We start from the raw sequence: 15,143 nt of genomic DNA on the forward strand, positions 1-15,143 counted from the left end.
AACCATGCTGCCGAAACTCGTTATAACTCACCGAGTACACGATGAGATCCTGCAACTGCTGGCGCCACATTGCGAGCTGATGACCAACCAGACCGACAGCACGCTGCCGCGCGAGGAAATTCTGCGCCGCTGCCGCGATGCTCAGGCGATGATGGCGTTCATGCCCGATCGGGTCGATGCAGACTTTCTTCAAGCCTGCCCTGAGCTGCGTGTAGTCGGCTGCGCGCTCAAGGGCTTCGACAATTTCGATGTGGACGCCTGTACTGCCCGCGGGGTCTGGCTGACCTTCGTGCCTGATCTGTTGACGGTCCCGACTGCCGAGCTGGCGATCGGACTGGCGGTGGGGCTGGGGCGGCATCTGCGGGCAGCAGATGCGTTCGTCCGCTCTGGCAAGTTCCAGGGCTGGCAACCACAGTTCTACGGCACGGGGCTGGATAACGCTACGGTCGGCATCCTTGGCATGGGCGCCATCGGACTGGCCATGGCTGATCGCTTGCAGGGATGGGGCGCGACCCTGCAGTACCACGAGGCGAAGGCTCTGGATACACAAACCGAGCAACGGCTCGGCCTGCGCCGGGTGGCGTGCAGCGAACTCTTCGCCAGCTCGGACTTCATCCTGCTGGCGCTTCCCTTGAATGCCGATACCCAGCATCTGGTCAACGCCGAGCTGCTTGCCCTCGTACGGCCGGGCGCTCTGCTTGTAAACCCCTGTCGTGGTTCGGTAGTGGATGAAGCCGCCGTGCTCGCGGCGCTTGAGCGAGGCCAGCTCGGCGGGTATGCGGCGGATGTATTCGAAATGGAAGACTGGGCTCGCGCGGACCGGCCGCGGCTGATCGATCCTGCGCTGCTCGCGCATCCGAATACGCTGTTCACTCCGCACATAGGGTCGGCAGTGCGCGCGGTGCGCCTGGAGATTGAACGTTGTGCAGCGCAGAACATCATCCAGGCATTGGCAGGTGCGCGCCCAATCAACGCTGCGAACCGTCTGCCCAAGGCCGAGCCTGCCGCATGTTGAATCCGGTCTGGCTGAAGAGCCTGGTAGCGATCGTTCAAACAGGCAGTTTTCAGAGCGCGGCGAGGGCGTTGGGGCTGGCCCAGCCGACGGTGTCGCAGCACTTGCAGAAGCTTGAAGAGCAGGTCGGCGTAACGCTGGTGCAGCGCAGTCGTAGCGGCTGCCAGCCTACCACACGGGCGCTGGCCTTCATGCCGCATGCGACCGCCTTGCTCGACATGCACGCCCGGGCGCTAGAAGCCCTGCATGGCAATCGTGAGCGCGTCGGGGCCAGCTCCAACATCGGCACCTACCTTCTCCTGCCATTCGTGCGCAACTATCTGACGACCGCAAATGAGAGGGGCGAGGTGGATCTGCGCATCGCCGCCAACCCGGATGTGGCCGACCAGCTACTGGCGGGCCAGCTCGACGCCGCGATCATGGAATGGTGGCTACCTCACCCCGACTTCGAACACCGCCTCTGGCGGGTCGAGCCGCTGGTGCTTATCGTCAGCCCCGACCATGCGCTGGCTGAAGCAGGGTGCATAGAACGTGATCGTCTGGTGGACCTGCCGATGCTGGGAGGTGAACCGGGTAGCGGTACCGGACGGCTTCTGACCGAATACTTTGGCGAACTGGGCGTGCCTCGCAGCGGTATGCAGCTAGGCAGCACCGAGGCAGTCAAACAAGCAGTGAGGGCGGGACTCGGCGTGTCGTTGGTGATGGCTTCCGCAGTACAAGACGAAGTTCGCAGTGGCGCGCTGGTAGCTCTTCCCATCCCGGGGCTTGAAAAGCGTCTCCAACTGATCTGGCGCAAACCTCCCGGAAATCTGCACCCGCCGGGATTTGTGCGGCACTTATTGGAGGAGGCAGATCTAGCTGGATAAGGTGATGGATGGTTGCGATCCAGCGCTTGGCTTGTCAGCCTAGGGAAACTCTGAAAAAGACTTTCTGATTTGGCAAAATACCGCGACCCCACCCACCGAGTTTCCCGATGAAGCAGATGACCTTCGCCGACGCCGAGTACGCTGGCAAGCGCAAGCAAACCCGCAAGGAGTTGTTCCTGATCGAGATGGATCGGGTGGTGCCGTGGAAGGGCTTGATTGCTTTGATCGAGCCACATTATCCGAAGGGTGAAGGTGGCCGTCCGGCCTACCCGTTGATGGCGATGCTGCGTGTGCATCTGCTGCAGAACTGGTTCGGCTACAGCGATCCAGCGATGGAGGAAGCGCTGTACGAAACCACGATCCTGCGCCAGTTTGCCGGGCTGAACCTGGAGCGCATCCCCGACGAAACCACCAGGTGTCAGTTGGTCGAGATTGGGCGAGGAAGTCATGCCGCTGATTGTGCCAGAGCAGGCGATCAGCGCAGATAAAGCGATGGGCTAATGGCCGGCGCTACAGCACTGTGATCGCACCGGCTGCACCAACCCGCTGCCAAGGTAAACCGAGCACCAAAGCCTGAAGCTGCTCGGTGTCGAGTTCAACTTCCGAGCCGCGGTGGATGCCTGGCCAGTGAAACTTGCCCTGGTTCAATCGCCGCGCGGCCAGCCAGATCCCTACACCGTCATGCACCAACACTTTCATGCGGTTGGCGCGGCGGTTGGCGAACAGATAAGCACAGTGCGGCTTCGCCGCACCGAATACCTCCACTACACGGGCCAATGCGGTCTCGGTGCCGGCGCGCATGTCCATCGGCTCAGTGGCAAGCCAGATGCTATCGATGCGGATCACGGGGCAAGCCCCCGGACAAAGCGGGCGCAGCCGTCAGGATCGGACACTGGCCATTTCACTGTGACTGACTGCTCGCCAAGCGATAGCTCAATAATCACCGATGCTGCAGTCGGCCGTTTGGGCGTAGCCCTCAATGGAACGAACGCCGGCAACGCCGCGGGTAGCTGATCTCGGTAAAGCGGTAGCCATTTTCGAATGACGTTGGCGTTGATGCCATGGCGGATGGCAACGCTGGAGACGGTCGCACCCGGTTGTAGGCATTCCTGAACGACCTGGACCTTGAACGGTTCGGGGTAAGAGCTTCGTTGGCGCATGGAAATCCTAACGTTAAGGACGAACGCGTCCGCTTAAAAATACGCGGACACCATCGCCCTTAATGCTGGAGTTCGGAAGGTGACTTGGCTGGACGCTTACCCAAGATCGCAGATTGCAGGTCATTATTCACGGGACGACCATTACGCAGTAAAGCCGGTGCACCCTCAGCCCATGCTATGCAGTCAGGACCACTAGGCGTGACGGGGGCGTAAACCACGCCCAGCACTGGCGTTGCGTTATGCAGCAATCCGATAGAAATGGCAGAGCCCGGCCGACGATTGAGGAAGTCGCCTGTTCCATCATTGGGGTCAACAACCCAACTAAATGGGTGGCCTGATAGCTCGCAGCCCGTTTCTTCTCCGACAAAATCGCAATTAAGGATGTGCTTCAGTCGCTGTCGCAGAAGTACCTCGATTTCAACATCGACGTCTGCCTTAAAGCCACTGCCCCTTGGGCCGTCTGGTCTATTAAGCTCTGACTCAATAAGTAGGCCTGCTTCGTAAGCAAGCTGCATGACGGGTTCAAGAAGATCGCTCAGCCGCAGTCCTGTCATCAGCTCTTTTCCCAGTAGTTACCCTTGCTGACCAAGCCAAAATCCTCAGAGGAAAATGGCTGCTCATCATCGAACATGCCATTGACCATACACTCCCGACGCAATCCACTCAGCACCCTGAAAAAGCAGGGCTCGCAGAGATGCACCCGATAGTGCTTTCCGTCATGCTGTGATCCATATCCCCATTGGGCTTCAAGCTTGCCGTATTGAAGGCCATAGCCAGGGATACGAGTTCCAGAGCGGCACACGTCGCAGATCACATCCTCAACGACATCGACCAATGCCTGCGACCTAACCTCCATACGCACCTCACGATTACGTTCCACGCGGCACCGGCCGGTTATGGATTCATGCACACCGGCATCATTCGAGCAGCCTCGACTGGCTGAGCATCAGAAACAAGCCAGTAGCTGCTGCCGGTAATGCTGGGAAAAGCTGACCTGGTAAGCGGGCTCATTTGCAAAGCCACCCAGCGAAATGATGTTCGTAGCCTGCGACCCAATACCAGGTTCTGCGCCACCTAACCCAGCATCGCCGATACCCTTGACATGGCCCGAAGCACCCATCGGTTCAGGCCTTGAGTCTGGATTAAATCCAGGCATCTGCACATCTCTCAAAACGGCCAGGTCATCCGGCAAGTCATCTGCAATTCGCTCCGCAAAGCCCTGAAGCTTCGGTTCTGCCAGCATGAATAGCCAAGCCTGGTCATCCGATTCACCTGTGCGTCGCAGTACCCGTCCCAGCACTTGCCGGTAATGCAGTTCGGTGCGGATACGGCTGAGATAGCAGCACACTTGCAGGCGTGGAATGTCGGTGCCTTCGCTGATCATTCCTACGGCGACAATCCAGCGGCAGGTGTTGCTGCGGAATGCATTGATCACTTGCTGCGCATCCGGGGTTTTGTTGGTCACGATACGGCACTCTTCACCCATTGTTTCCAGAGCCTGGGCTATTTGCTGAGCGTGTTCGATGTCGGTAGCCACCACCAAGCCGGCGGCATCAGGCTTGATCTGGCGTAGCTCGTTGAGCTTGCTGTAGCCAAGGTCGAGGATTGGATTGATCACGTCGTCATGGCGCAGCAGTTCCTCATAGGTGACAGGTGACTCCCCCAAAAGCTTGGCGATGCTGGGAAACAGCCTGACGGAGCTATCCGCGCCAAGTTCTTCAGTGAGTTTCACCTTCTGATTATCGAGCAACACAATGCGAGGGGATCGGCACACGCCGTCGGCAATGGCGTCTTTCAAGCCATAGCGGTAATCGCAGATCAAATGCCCTTCGGGCGACGAATAGCGAGCCAAGGCAATGGCCTTGTCGTCCGAACGCCAGGGCGTGCCAGACAGGGCCAACGTGAAGACAGCGCGATCCTGTATCCGGTGCAGTATCTGCTGCCCCCAGGCATTGCTGAGGAGCGGATCGTGGCCGGCGCAATGGTGGATTTCATCGAAGACCACAAGCACCCGGTAGTCATCAAGAAGCTGCCAGAATCCCTCATCACGGTATTCCATGGCCTGATAGGTATAGGCCGCCCCCACGGCACCCATCTGGCCATCGAGACGTCTGCCTAGCACTTCCGAAAAAGTCGAACGAAAACCCTCCACGACCTGGCAGGACGGCGCAAAGCACAGCACCAGGTCAATTCTGTCCTGCTGAAGCAGTCGGCTGGTCAGCTCCGCGGCCATGCGCGTCTTCCCGGCTCCCGGCGTTGCCTGGCAGAAGAAGTGCTGCGTGACGGTAAGGTGCTCCAACGCCTTGGTGATGCAGCTGTTCTGCCAGCTGCGTAGCGATCTGCTCATCGTGGCGCTGCGAGCGTTTTGAGGGTCTTTTCTATGGCGCGTAAATGGCCCAGAAGGCGAGAACTGCGATCCCTGGCCTCCAGGTAATCGCCTTCAACCTTGTCGCGCAAATGCGGCATCTCGTCCAGAAGCAGCTTGAATCGCTCTGCCTCGCCCATTGAAGTGAGAAAGTCCAAGCGGATTTCCTTGTGGAGCGCCTCCAACTGCAAATCCGTATTGGCCGGCAAAGCCTCCACGTCGCGTACCGCCGTGTCTGGTTCGGGCACTCCGGCAGCCATAAGGCTGCTCTCAAAACCGTTGTCGATCAGTTCCAGTTGTAGGTGTGCCGGAATCGGCTGCAGGTGGTAGACCTGTCCTCGGACACGACGGTCCTCGTCCAGTGCAACCCAGCCCGCGCGCACTAGTCGACGGATCTGCTCATACACATAGCGTCGCACATCGGCGATACGGAAATGTGTGCCATTCAGGCGAGCAGCATAGGCATCGCGCAGTTCACGGGTCGTAAAGGTTGTACGCCCTGGCTCCTGAAGCAGCTCATACAGACGCCTGTCGAAGATAAACGAGGCCGATTTCATTGAGGCACCAGAAGAGTTAGCGCGAAAGAAATGCGGATTATAATCCGTGGCCTGTGCGTCCGCAAACGCACGATAGTGCCGCCTCAAGTTGAATTGAGACGGTCATGGATAAGTTGGCGAAAGCGTTAGGGGAACGCATCCGAGTGCAGAGGAAGGCCTGCCGGATTTCCCAGGATGCACTGGCGCTGGCGTGCAATATCGACCGCAGCTACGTAGGGCGGATCGAACGTGGCGAGGTCAACATCACCGTCGAGAAGCTGTATCGCATCGCAAGCGTGCTTGCATGCGATCCATGCGGCCTACTGCCTCAGGCGTCAGAGCTTTAGCCCACCTGATCGACGCTGGCGCTCAAGAAGGCTTGAAATTGCATTAATGCTGTCGGCCCTAACCTCATTATCCAGACTACTAGCTAGGGAAACTCTGAAAAAGACTTCCAAATCTGGTGAGATACGGCTGTCCCACGAACTGAACGGTTGAGCCCCGATGAAGCAAATGTCTTTCGCTGATGCCGAGTACGCAGGCAAACGTAAGCAGACCCGCCGTGAGCGTTTCCTGATTGAGATGGATCAGGTCGTGCCCTGGAAAGGCCTGATTGCGTTGATCGAGCCGCATTATCCGAAGGGTGAAGGCGGTCGTCCGGCGTATCCGTTGATGGCCATGCTGCGGGTTCATCTGATGCAAAACTGGTTCGGCTACAGCGATCCGGCGATGGAAGAGTCCCTCTACGAAACCACGATTCTGCGCCAGTTTGCCGGGCTGCATTTGGATCGGATTCCGGATGAAACCACGATCCTCAACTTCCGCCGGCTGTTGGAAAAACATGAGCTGGCCGGTGGGATTTTGCAGGTCATCAACGGCTATTTGGGCGACCGAGGTTTGCTGCTGCGTCAGGGAACTGTGGTCGATGCGACGATCATTCATGCGCCCAGTTCGACCAAGAACAAGGACGGTAAACGCGACCCCGAAATGCACCAGACAAAGAAAGGAAATCAGTACTATTTCGGGATGAAATCGCACATCGGTGTCGATGTTGAATCCGGTCTGGTACATAGCGTGGTGGGCACGGCGGCGAATGTGGCGGACGTGACTCAGGTCGATCAGTTGCTGCATGGCGAGGAAACTTACGTCTCTGGCGATGCCGGTTACACCGGCGTGGAGAAGCGTGCGGAGCATCAACATCGCCAGATGATCTGGTCGATCGCAGCGCGCCCCAGCAGCTATAAGAAGCATGCAAAAAAGAGCCTGATCGGTCGCATGCGCCGCAAAATCGAATACGCGAAAGCTCAAGTCCGGGCCAAGGTTGAGCATCCATTCAGGGTGATCAAGCGCCAGTTTGGTTATACGAAAGTCCGCTTCCGAGGCTTGGTGAAAAACACCGCGCAGCAGACCACACTGTTTGCCTTATCGAACCTGTGGATGATGCGAAAACGACTGTTGAATGCAGGCGAGGTGCGCCTGTGATGTGGACAATGAGCCCTGAAAAGGTGCTATTCCGCAAAAAACAGTGAACTGACAGGAGGAAAGGTCTGATTTTCGATTAAGTCGGTGTTTTTTGAACCTCAGACAGCGAGGCCGTTAAAAACGGCTGCTTACTTCAGACCTTCCCTAAACTTCGTGGTAGTCGATAATATGTGTACTGATTGCGGTTGATCGCGCATAAAACCTTGATCATCAACCACTGAACATCTCACGACTTGATCAGATAAGCAGTTATAAGACATACGCATCACCTCTTGATCACGCATGCCGGTATATAGGTGTATCACCATTCTCACCACATACTGCATCTTGAGAAGGACTCGCTGCAGCTTTCTCTTTTCGGAACAGGCAAACTCACCGACAAAAACCGCAGCCAGACCATATTCCTCTATTGCTTGCTGAATACCGGGGCGATAGCGCGACTTACCACCAACCCCCAAAGATTTTTGACGGTGCGGAGTAAGACCGAAATACTCATCAGCAAAGCACGATATAAATGAATCAATATTCCCAACACCCAAGTAAAGATGATCGAGCAGGTCGCCACAAATATTTATTAAATTCAAATAAAGGCGTGTCGGAATTACCGGATGCTGTTTAGAATCAGGTCTTCTCAAATCAAAAACTCTTGGATTCAGCACAACATACCCTAGGCGTTCCTCGCCCACACTAATCAATCCGTGCAATATCCCACTAAGAACCGTCTTGTCAAAATTACTTTCACTAACAAAAGCCGCTAGATAAACAGGCACGGTAAAAAGCTGCTGCAAGGACAGCACACCAACCATTGACTTCTTTTTCTGCGCATAGCAGAACTTCATAGCGATGCGCAGCACAACCCAATATGAAATAATCGTAGATGCACTCAGCTTACCAATCCGCCCACCGCCAGCGAAATAAATAAGACAATACAGAAGATATTTGGCTTCTTCGATCAGCGCTTGCTGATCATGACCATAATCACCGAACACCATATCGAAGCGTATTCGGCCAATTTTTTTTGCACTCAGCCTGTACGGGTTAAAGTCCCATACAGACTCGCCGTACACTGCCGTTGCATTGCCATACTCAGTGCGACAGATAACAAAATCCGACGCGGGCTTCCCATACAGCTGAGCCGCACTATCTGGCTGGCTGGTGACTGGAAACTGGCCGCTAGAAAAAAGACTACCTATCGACTGAACAGCAGCACTCAAAATACGATCCCCATTTTTTCATAGCGACCCAACCGGACTTCCCAAAACTTAGTTAACTCGCCGTATTCAAACACCTTAGCTTTAACCTTTTCGACTGTCTGTTTCACCGAGCTAGAGCGCTCACTAAGAGCATCGACTATAAACTCGATCCGGATAGATAACTCTTTGAAAAGTGCCTCAGTATGCGCTGCATCGGGGGCCGATTTACGCACGGCATTGACCACGTATTGCAAACTCAGAATTTTATGCAGATCCTCCTCATCGCCGTGACATAAATAGTTTTCGCAGTACAAACAACCATATTGGGTGCGGCAGTTCGGCTCTATAATCAATCCCACATCAGTGGCAGACGTCGGCTTATTGAAATCCTCGCAGTGACCCGCCGCTATTGCGACACTACTTGCTACAGCCTTGCGGCTTCGCTCACGCACAACATGAGCAGCGTGGCGTATTGCATCCCAAAACAGGCTGAACTCGGATTGCTGCTGTTCAGGTGTTGCCTCTGCATAGGTAGAAAGATTCACCGCTTCGGTGTGATTGAGGGATGCCGCTACCGTGGACGGCGACAAACGTGCAGAGTGCATTTCAGTGCTTTTGTGCTTGCGTATTTTACGAGTTGAAAGTCTTGGTACAGTCGGATCAAGAAAGACCCCGCTAATAAACTCATAAAATTTTTCTAAGGAGCTTGTCACGTTAAGATCACCAAAGCTTTTGCAAGTTCTAAGCTGACCAGACGTAGGCATTGCAAAGAATAGTCGCTCATGTCTCGCACCATCCAAAATCCACGCACGCAGCTTTAAATACTCTTTCAGCAGCGACAAACCCGAGCCCCGCCCAATGTTGTAAAGCGTTGACTTTCCGCCAGCCCGAAATTTCACAGCCGACAACTCTTTCTTGAGAGGGGACTTTTCAACTTTGAGTGCGTCTTCGTAACTAAACTGCTCAAATTCAGCCGGAGTGGCACCTGTAATCATAAAAAAAAGGATAGCATAGGCTTTCGCCGCAAGACTCGCTAGATTAAGACGATGCCAGTTGCGCCCATCTTCATTAGCCGCATCCAAAGATGCCTGGGAGCTTCTTAGTTCGCGCGCGACATTATAATTTCTCGGCTTTTTTCGGCCAAGCCTCTCGAAGGCCGCGAAGTATTCTTCGGCCGTAGCAATTCGCCGCTCAGCTGAGTTATATGAAGGAGCAGCATCCTTAAATGGGCTGCTCGCGCCTCGGTTGGACGGAAATATAACAACTTCATAATCTCTAACTCCAACCACGAGCGGGTAAGGTTTTTTATTCAAGATAAAATCACTGCACTGCTGGGCAATGGCAAAGCAAACATCTCTATACAACTCGACATGAGCAGCGCCTGCTGTTGCAGAACCTCTATCTGGAACAATCCTTACTGCACCAGCAAGAATATGGACACTATTATCTGGATAAAGTAATTTGATCAGGCTGGATGCTCTAGTTTGGTAGCTTGACGCGGTCCGGGGCTTCAGCTTTTTATCGGATATTTTTTGATTTAGATGCGCTGTATAATCTCGATATGCCTTTTGAGCATCCACGCTACTGGAAAATATTTCTCGGTAACCCTCAGCGTTCAACCAATCAATAAAATATTCGGTATGGAAGAAATTTGCCAAGACTGACTTATCACGCAGACCGACAAAAGACTCCAAAACTCTCACAATCAGCTCACGACGACTTTCAACGAACGACTCAATCACCAATGGCGTCCCGCGATCATCATGAACACTTTTATTCTTACCACGAATGAGATATGCAAAACTACCAATATCTAACGGCTTCTTTTTAACCTTAACGGTCAGCTGCAATCGCAAACGCTCAGGTTCGGAAAACTCCTGAACCAACTCATTTAGCGTAATAATTTTTGTATTTTCGCGATGCTCTAACAGCTGCCGACTACTCATTCTTGGACCGTCAATTTCATGACTTCGTAGTTACCGTTAAACAATTTCTTCTCCCACACCTCTTGGGCGATGACTTTTTCGTGAGTCATATTGAATAACTTTAGATAGTTTTCAGTTGTTTCCCTAGACTCGTGATGCATACGTTTTTGAATAAAATCAATATCCTCCCCTAATTTCAAAACGCCTTCTTGAACCAACGGTTGCAGGCGCTGGTAGAGTTGATAGGCAAAAGTCGCTCGCAGCCAGTGATATGTAAAATCTTTTGGAAATTGGCTAGAAGCTGTACTCTGCAATTTTCGCTTTATTGTTTCCGTCACCTGCCCTGTCTGTGGCGACCTAACAATTGCGTAACGCGGATCATTTGAAGCCATGTAATAACAATTGCCTTGATCGGAGAGAAACAAATACATATCGTCCTCTTCTATCAACAGACCGGGATGACTGACTTCTAATTGAGCACGAAATTTTTCCCGCCGTCTCCTCATCATCGGACTACGTGCAAGCGTGACCAATTCTTCAGCAAGTTGCTTTGGAACATACAGAACTTGAGTTTTGTCAAATTTCGTATCAATGCCTGTGCGCGGGCCGGCATGCAATTTATAGGCACATTCCGGCACTAGTTTGTCTTCTGTAAATCCTTTCAAATGCTTCAAGCGTATGGTCAAAACACTTTGCTTACGAGCTCCAGTCATCAGAGACGTGAGAAGAATCAACCGCTCAATCGTTGACCATTTCTTTTCATTAATGGCCTCCAAAAGCGCGCCTAACTCAAGATTGGAGAGAGGTCGAAGATCCTCGCCATCTTCACGCACGAATCCCAAAGGAACGGAGCTACTAGGCGGCGTACGCCGCGTTTGGCTGCGCTTTTCAGCATCGATGATTTTCGCGCCTTTTGGGCTCTGCACGATAAGCCGCACTTGCTTGATCGTATCAACACGCTTTAGATCGAGGTAATGCCAATGCTCGGAAACGTACTTATAAAAGTGATAGACCGCAGCGGTATATTGATTGATGACCTGATTACTGCGACGGCCTTCTTTAATCAGGTGATAGAAGTACTTGTAAGTCGGGCGAAGCGAAGGACGGGCACCGGAAAAGTCGAGCCAATCCAGATTGTTATCCTCACAGAATAGGAGGTAATCCAACAGTTTACTGGCACGACGCCTAACATCATCAGTGCGTCGACTTGCAGGAGCCCTATCACGCATGAGACTCAGCAAGTAGTCGTTCGCTTCGTGCCAAGGGTTGCCATTAGCACTAAACAAAAATGGGAAATTGAACAGGGCACGGTCATTCCCTGAACCGACTTCATCGCATTTATAAAGCAGATTGGATTCAGCCCCCTCAAGCGCTGACTCAATAGAGCCGCGAGGCGCTTCACTGACATGCAGGATAGCGAAGGCATCCTGCAAATTCGGGATGAGAATCAGACGACCTTCGTGACGCGGATTGGTGTAGGACATTCGCCCCCCCTGATGAATCAGTCAATCCTATATGTTATGCGTCAGTTTACAATCGCTACCTGTCAATCTTTTTGTTGTTAAGCGATTCAACCCAAGGGTCTAACTTATGGAATAGCTTGGGGTACCGTCCCTTCAGATCCTTCTTCACCTCGGCGTAGGTACTGCGCCAGAAGTTCGCCAGATCCTGGGTCACCTGCACCGGCCGGCGCGCTGGCGACAACAGGTGCAACTTCACCACCTGCCGGCCGCCGGCAATGCGTGGGGTATCGGCCAGGCCGAACAGCTCCTGCAGGCGCACCGCCAGAATCGGCGGTTGTTCGCTGTAGTCCAGGCGTACCGATGAGCCCGACGGCACTTTCAAATGATGGGGCGCCAGCTCGTCCAGGCGCTGGGGCAGCGGCCAAGGCAACAGGTTATGCAGGAAGCTGGAGATATCCAGGCTGGCGAAATGACTCAAGCGCGAGACCTTGCCCAGGTATGGCATCAACCAATGCTCCAGGCCGGCCAGCAGGGCGCTGTCGCTGACGTCGGGCCATTCGCTGGGCTTACCGGCGTCCAGTTGGCGCAGCAGCATCACACGCGCCTGCCACTGGCGCAGTTCCGGGGTCCAGGGCAGCAGCTCCAGGCCTTTGCGCCGCACCAGGTTGACCAGCGCCTGGCTGCGGGCGGACTCGTCGAGGCCGGTCAACGGCTCGCGGCTGAGGACCAACTCACCGACCTTGCGCTGGCGTTCGGCGCGCAACACGCCCTCGCGTTCGTCCCAATCCAGTTGGTCGAAGCTGCGCACTTGCTCGGCCAATACCGAATCGAACAGCGCCGGATCAAAATCCGCCGCCAGGTAGATCCGCTCTTCACGCTGGCCCTGGCGACTGCCCAGGTCGGCGATCACCAGCCACGGCTGTTTCATCAGGCTATCGGCTTCGGCAAACAGCGCCGCACGGCCATTGGCCAGGCGATATTCTGCACCGCCGGCACGGCGTTGCTGGGCCACCCGATCCGGGTAGGCCAGCGCCAACAACACACCGAGCCAGCGTGGGTGTTCGGGATCGACCACCGGCTGCTCGGCCTTGCCTCTCAGATAACCGCGGTATTGCCGGGCCAACTGCCTGGCCCGCTGTACGCCACCTTGGGTGCCACGGGCACGCTCCTCGCCAGACAACAATGCCAGGCGACTGTGCAAATCCGCGCCCGCCCCGCGCAGTATGTCGCGCTCGCCCAACAGCGCGGCGACATCACAGGCCATGTTTGCCAGCCCCAGGTCCTGGCCGCGCAACAACAAATGCGCGATACGCGGGTGCGCCGGCAGGCTGGCCATTTTTTGCCCGTGGGTGGTCATGTTCGCGCCCTTCAACGCGCCCAAACGCTCAAGCAGATCCTGGGCCTGGGCATAAGCGGCGGTGGGCGGCACATCGAGCCACACCAATTGCGCCGGCGTCACGCCCCAGCGTGCCAGTTGCAGAGCGAGGCCGGCCAGGTCCGCCGAGAGAATTTCTGCGCTGCCATAGGCCGCCAGTGCTTCATGCTGGTCTTCGGACCACAGGCGATAACAGACGCCAGGCTCCAGACGTCCGGCTCGGCCAGCGCGCTGGGTGGCGCTGGCACGGGAGATACGCTGGGTGTCGAGGCGGGTCATGCCACTGCCGGGGTCAAAACGCGGGACCCGCGCCAGCCCGGCGTCAATCACCACCCGCACGCCATTGATGGTCAGGCTGGTCTCGGCAATGTTGGTGGCCAGCACCACCTTGCGCTTGCCCACCGGCGCCGGGTCGATGGCTGCCCGCTGGGCTGTCAGGTCGAGTTCGCCATGCAGCGGGCATAGCAGCACATCGCTGCGCTCTGCGAGGGCGTCCGCCAACTGTTGATTGACCCGGCGAATCTCCGCCTGCCCTGGCAGGAACACCAACACACTGCCGGCTTCGTCGTGCAGGGCTTCAAGGATGGTCTGCACTAACCGAGGCTCGATAAATTCACCGGACTGGAACGGCCGCCCCCAGCGCATCTGCACCGGGTACATGCGACCTTCACTGCGCAGGATCGGCGCGTCATTCAACAGGCCCGACAAACGTTCGCCTTCGAGGGTGGCGGACATCAGGAGGATTTTCAGCGGCTGCTCGTCACGAAACAGCTCGCGGCCATTGAGGCTCAAGGCCAATGCCAGATCAGCGTCGAGGCTGCGCTCGTGGAACTCGTCGAAAATCAGCAGGCCTACGCCATCCAGCGCCGGGTCGTCCTGCAGGCGGCGGGTGAGGATGCCTTCGGTGACCACTTCGATGCGGGTGTCGGGGCCGACCTTGCTGTCCAGGCGGATCCGGTAGCCGACGGTCTCCCCAACCTTTTCCCCCAGCTCACTGGCCAGCCGCTCGGCAGCGGCGCGGGCGGCGAGCCGGCGCGGTTCAAGCATCAGGATGGTTTGCCCGGCCAGCCAGGGTTCATTCAACAGCGCCAACGGCACTCGCGTGGTTTTACCGGCGCCGGGCGGTGCTTCGAGCACGGCTTCATGACGCGTCGCCAGGGCGTCACGCAAGGCGGGTAAAACTTCATCGATTGGCAACGAATTCATACTGGCTCCAAGGCAGAGCGGCGAGTATAACGGCGAACTGCCGGATATCGATGGAGCGCCGGCTCCTATGTTAGAGCGGTGACGCCCGGTAGATCTGCTTTATAGTCACAGCCTACAAGTGTTCAGGAGAGTCCCATGCGTATTGCTTCCCGTGTCATCGGCGGTGTTCTGGCCGTCACCCTGCTGAGCCAACTGACGGCCTGCGGTTCGATTTTCTATCCTGATCGCCGTGGCCAGATCGACGGCAAGATCGACCCGGCGATCGCCGTGCTCGATGCGGTCGGCCTGCTGTTTTATGTGATCCCCGGCCTGATCGCCTTCGGCGTGGACTTCGCCACCGGTGCGATTTATTTCGAGCCCGGCAAAAGCGCACAAGTAGCCCCAGAGAAACTGCAACAAGCCATCGGCGCCGACGGCCAGGTGGATAACACCCAACTGCAAACCATCATCGAGCACGAAACCGGCCGCAGCCTGCCACTGGACGACCCGCGCCTGATCCAGTTCAAGGGCAGTGTCCAGCAACTGGCCATGCTCGGCCTGCAACCTGCTGCGTAAGGATT

General features: G+C 55.7%; 15 protein-coding genes and 1 pseudogene. 6 read left to right on the forward strand and 10 right to left on the reverse strand.

Translation table 11 applies throughout. The features are described from left to right. Positions 1–4: 4 nt before the first annotated feature. The 3 genes and pseudogenes from ptxD to HZ99_RS13035 form a co-directional block, all read left to right on the forward strand. Positions 5–1,015, forward strand: a complete 1,011-nt coding sequence (gene ptxD / locus HZ99_RS13025) for a phosphonate dehydrogenase PtxD (RefSeq protein ID WP_003127732.1) — start codon at positions 5–7, stop codon at positions 1,013–1,015. Further along, positions 1,009–1,878: a LysR family transcriptional regulator gene (locus tag HZ99_RS13030; protein WP_003127731.1), complete on the forward strand. Its 870-nt coding sequence runs from the start codon at positions 1,009–1,011 to the stop codon at positions 1,876–1,878. Before ptxD ends, HZ99_RS13030 begins: the two co-directional genes overlap by 7 nt. 107 nt (positions 1,879–1,985) lie before the next feature. Continuing rightward, positions 1,986–2,291: pseudogene (locus HZ99_RS13035) on the forward strand (IS5/IS1182 family transposase); the annotation flags it as partial. 97 nt (positions 2,292–2,388) lie between these two features. On the opposite strand, the gene tnpB reads toward HZ99_RS13035, so the two are convergent. The 6 genes from tnpB to HZ99_RS13055 all read right to left on the reverse strand — a co-directional run bounded on the left by tnpB (position 2,389) and on the right by HZ99_RS13055 (position 5,960). Further along, on the reverse strand, positions 2,389–2,724 hold the full coding sequence (gene tnpB / locus HZ99_RS29220; protein ID WP_010562499.1) for an IS66 family insertion sequence element accessory protein TnpB: 336 nt from the start codon (positions 2,722–2,724) through the stop codon (positions 2,389–2,391). Further along, complete coding sequence (gene tnpA, locus HZ99_RS27775) at positions 2,721–3,038, reverse strand: IS66-like element accessory protein TnpA (protein ID WP_010562498.1); 318 nt, start codon at positions 3,036–3,038, stop codon at positions 2,721–2,723. The genes tnpB and tnpA overlap by 4 nt, the downstream gene beginning before the upstream one ends. A 59-nt stretch (positions 3,039–3,097) precedes the next feature. Next, positions 3,098–3,592: an inositol monophosphatase family protein gene (locus tag HZ99_RS27780; protein ID WP_017340928.1), complete on the reverse strand. Its 495-nt coding sequence runs from the start codon at positions 3,590–3,592 to the stop codon at positions 3,098–3,100. Continuing rightward, positions 3,592–3,894, reverse strand: a complete 303-nt coding sequence (locus HZ99_RS13045; RefSeq protein ID WP_003298444.1) for a hypothetical protein — start codon at positions 3,892–3,894, stop codon at positions 3,592–3,594. The genes HZ99_RS27780 and HZ99_RS13045 overlap by 1 nt, the downstream gene beginning before the upstream one ends. Positions 3,895–3,984: 90 nt before the next feature. After that, entirely contained in the window at positions 3,985–5,385 is a 1,401-nt protein-coding gene (locus tag HZ99_RS13050; protein ID WP_003127305.1) for a DEAD/DEAH box helicase, read from the reverse strand. Next, positions 5,382–5,960 (reverse strand): hypothetical protein, encoded by a 579-nt coding sequence (locus tag HZ99_RS13055; protein WP_003127304.1) that lies wholly within the window; start codon positions 5,958–5,960, stop codon positions 5,382–5,384. The genes HZ99_RS13050 and HZ99_RS13055 overlap by 4 nt, the downstream gene beginning before the upstream one ends. A gap of 104 nt (positions 5,961–6,064) precedes the next feature. Here HZ99_RS13055 and HZ99_RS13060 point away from each other — a divergent pair, with 104 nt between their 5' ends. Continuing rightward, on the forward strand, positions 6,065–6,286 hold the full coding sequence (locus tag HZ99_RS13060; RefSeq protein WP_010562496.1) for a helix-turn-helix domain-containing protein: 222 nt from the start codon (positions 6,065–6,067) through the stop codon (positions 6,284–6,286). Positions 6,287–6,443: 157 nt separating this feature from the next. Then, positions 6,444–7,421, forward strand: coding sequence for an IS5 family transposase (locus HZ99_RS13065; RefSeq protein ID WP_033902000.1), 978 nt, complete (start codon positions 6,444–6,446; stop codon positions 7,419–7,421). A 128-nt stretch (positions 7,422–7,549) separates the two neighbouring features. On the opposite strand, the gene HZ99_RS13070 is transcribed toward HZ99_RS13065, so the two are convergent. Genes HZ99_RS13070 through hrpB form a run of 4 tightly spaced genes read right to left on the reverse strand, consistent with a single transcriptional unit; the run spans position 7,550 to position 14,583 of the window. Beyond that, positions 7,550–8,635 (reverse strand): hypothetical protein, encoded by a 1,086-nt coding sequence (locus HZ99_RS13070; RefSeq protein ID WP_038448063.1) that lies wholly within the window; start codon positions 8,633–8,635, stop codon positions 7,550–7,552. Next, positions 8,632–10,560, reverse strand: a complete 1,929-nt coding sequence (locus HZ99_RS13075; protein WP_003132543.1) for a hypothetical protein — start codon at positions 10,558–10,560, stop codon at positions 8,632–8,634. Before HZ99_RS13075 ends, HZ99_RS13070 begins: the two co-directional genes overlap by 4 nt. Continuing rightward, on the reverse strand, positions 10,557–12,023 hold the full coding sequence (locus tag HZ99_RS13080; protein ID WP_003132541.1) for a site-specific integrase: 1,467 nt from the start codon (positions 12,021–12,023) through the stop codon (positions 10,557–10,559). Before HZ99_RS13080 ends, HZ99_RS13075 begins: the two co-directional genes overlap by 4 nt. 55 nt (positions 12,024–12,078) lie before the next feature. Then, the gene (gene hrpB, locus HZ99_RS13085) at positions 12,079–14,583 is read right to left on the reverse strand and encodes an ATP-dependent helicase HrpB (RefSeq protein WP_038443546.1); all 2,505 of its coding nucleotides are present in this window, start codon (positions 14,581–14,583) and stop codon (positions 12,079–12,081) included. Between the two features lie 135 nt (positions 14,584–14,718). On the opposite strand from hrpB, the gene HZ99_RS13090 reads away from it, so the two are divergent. Beyond that, positions 14,719–15,138 (forward strand): hypothetical protein, encoded by a 420-nt coding sequence (locus tag HZ99_RS13090; RefSeq protein WP_038443547.1) that lies wholly within the window; start codon positions 14,719–14,721, stop codon positions 15,136–15,138. Positions 15,139–15,143: the final 5 nt, after the last annotated feature.

This window comes from Pseudomonas fluorescens (assembly GCF_000730425.1).
In the GTDB taxonomy this organism is placed as follows: Bacteria; Pseudomonadota; Gammaproteobacteria; order Pseudomonadales; family Pseudomonadaceae; genus Aquipseudomonas; species Aquipseudomonas fluorescens_X.

Coding starts and splice junctions, on each gene's coding strand:
- HZ99_RS13045 (WP_003298444.1), bottom strand. CDS start 3,894: ATGGAGGTTAGGTCGCAGGCATTGGTCGATGTCGTTGAGGATGTGATC.
- HZ99_RS13050 (WP_003127305.1), bottom strand. CDS start 5,385: ATGAGCAGATCGCTACGCAGCTGGCAGAACAGCTGCATCACCAAGGCG.
- tnpA (WP_010562498.1), bottom strand. CDS start 3,038: ATGCGCCAACGAAGCTCTTACCCCGAACCGTTCAAGGTCCAGGTCGTT.
- HZ99_RS13065 (WP_033902000.1), top strand. CDS start 6,444: ATGAAGCAAATGTCTTTCGCTGATGCCGAGTACGCAGGCAAACGTAAG.
- HZ99_RS13080 (WP_003132541.1), bottom strand. CDS start 12,023: ATGTCCTACACCAATCCGCGTCACGAAGGTCGTCTGATTCTCATCCCG.
- HZ99_RS13075 (WP_003132543.1), bottom strand. CDS start 10,560: ATGAGTAGTCGGCAGCTGTTAGAGCATCGCGAAAATACAAAAATTATT.
- HZ99_RS13055 (WP_003127304.1), bottom strand. CDS start 5,960: ATGAAATCGGCCTCGTTTATCTTCGACAGGCGTCTGTATGAGCTGCTT.
- HZ99_RS13060 (WP_010562496.1), top strand. CDS start 6,065: ATGGATAAGTTGGCGAAAGCGTTAGGGGAACGCATCCGAGTGCAGAGG.
- HZ99_RS13090 (WP_038443547.1), top strand. CDS start 14,719: ATGCGTATTGCTTCCCGTGTCATCGGCGGTGTTCTGGCCGTCACCCTG.
- hrpB (WP_038443546.1), bottom strand. CDS start 14,583: ATGAATTCGTTGCCAATCGATGAAGTTTTACCCGCCTTGCGTGACGCC.
- HZ99_RS13030 (WP_003127731.1), top strand. CDS start 1,009: ATGTTGAATCCGGTCTGGCTGAAGAGCCTGGTAGCGATCGTTCAAACA.
- HZ99_RS27780 (WP_017340928.1), bottom strand. CDS start 3,592: ATGACAGGACTGCGGCTGAGCGATCTTCTTGAACCCGTCATGCAGCTT.
- ptxD (WP_003127732.1), top strand. CDS start 5: ATGCTGCCGAAACTCGTTATAACTCACCGAGTACACGATGAGATCCTG.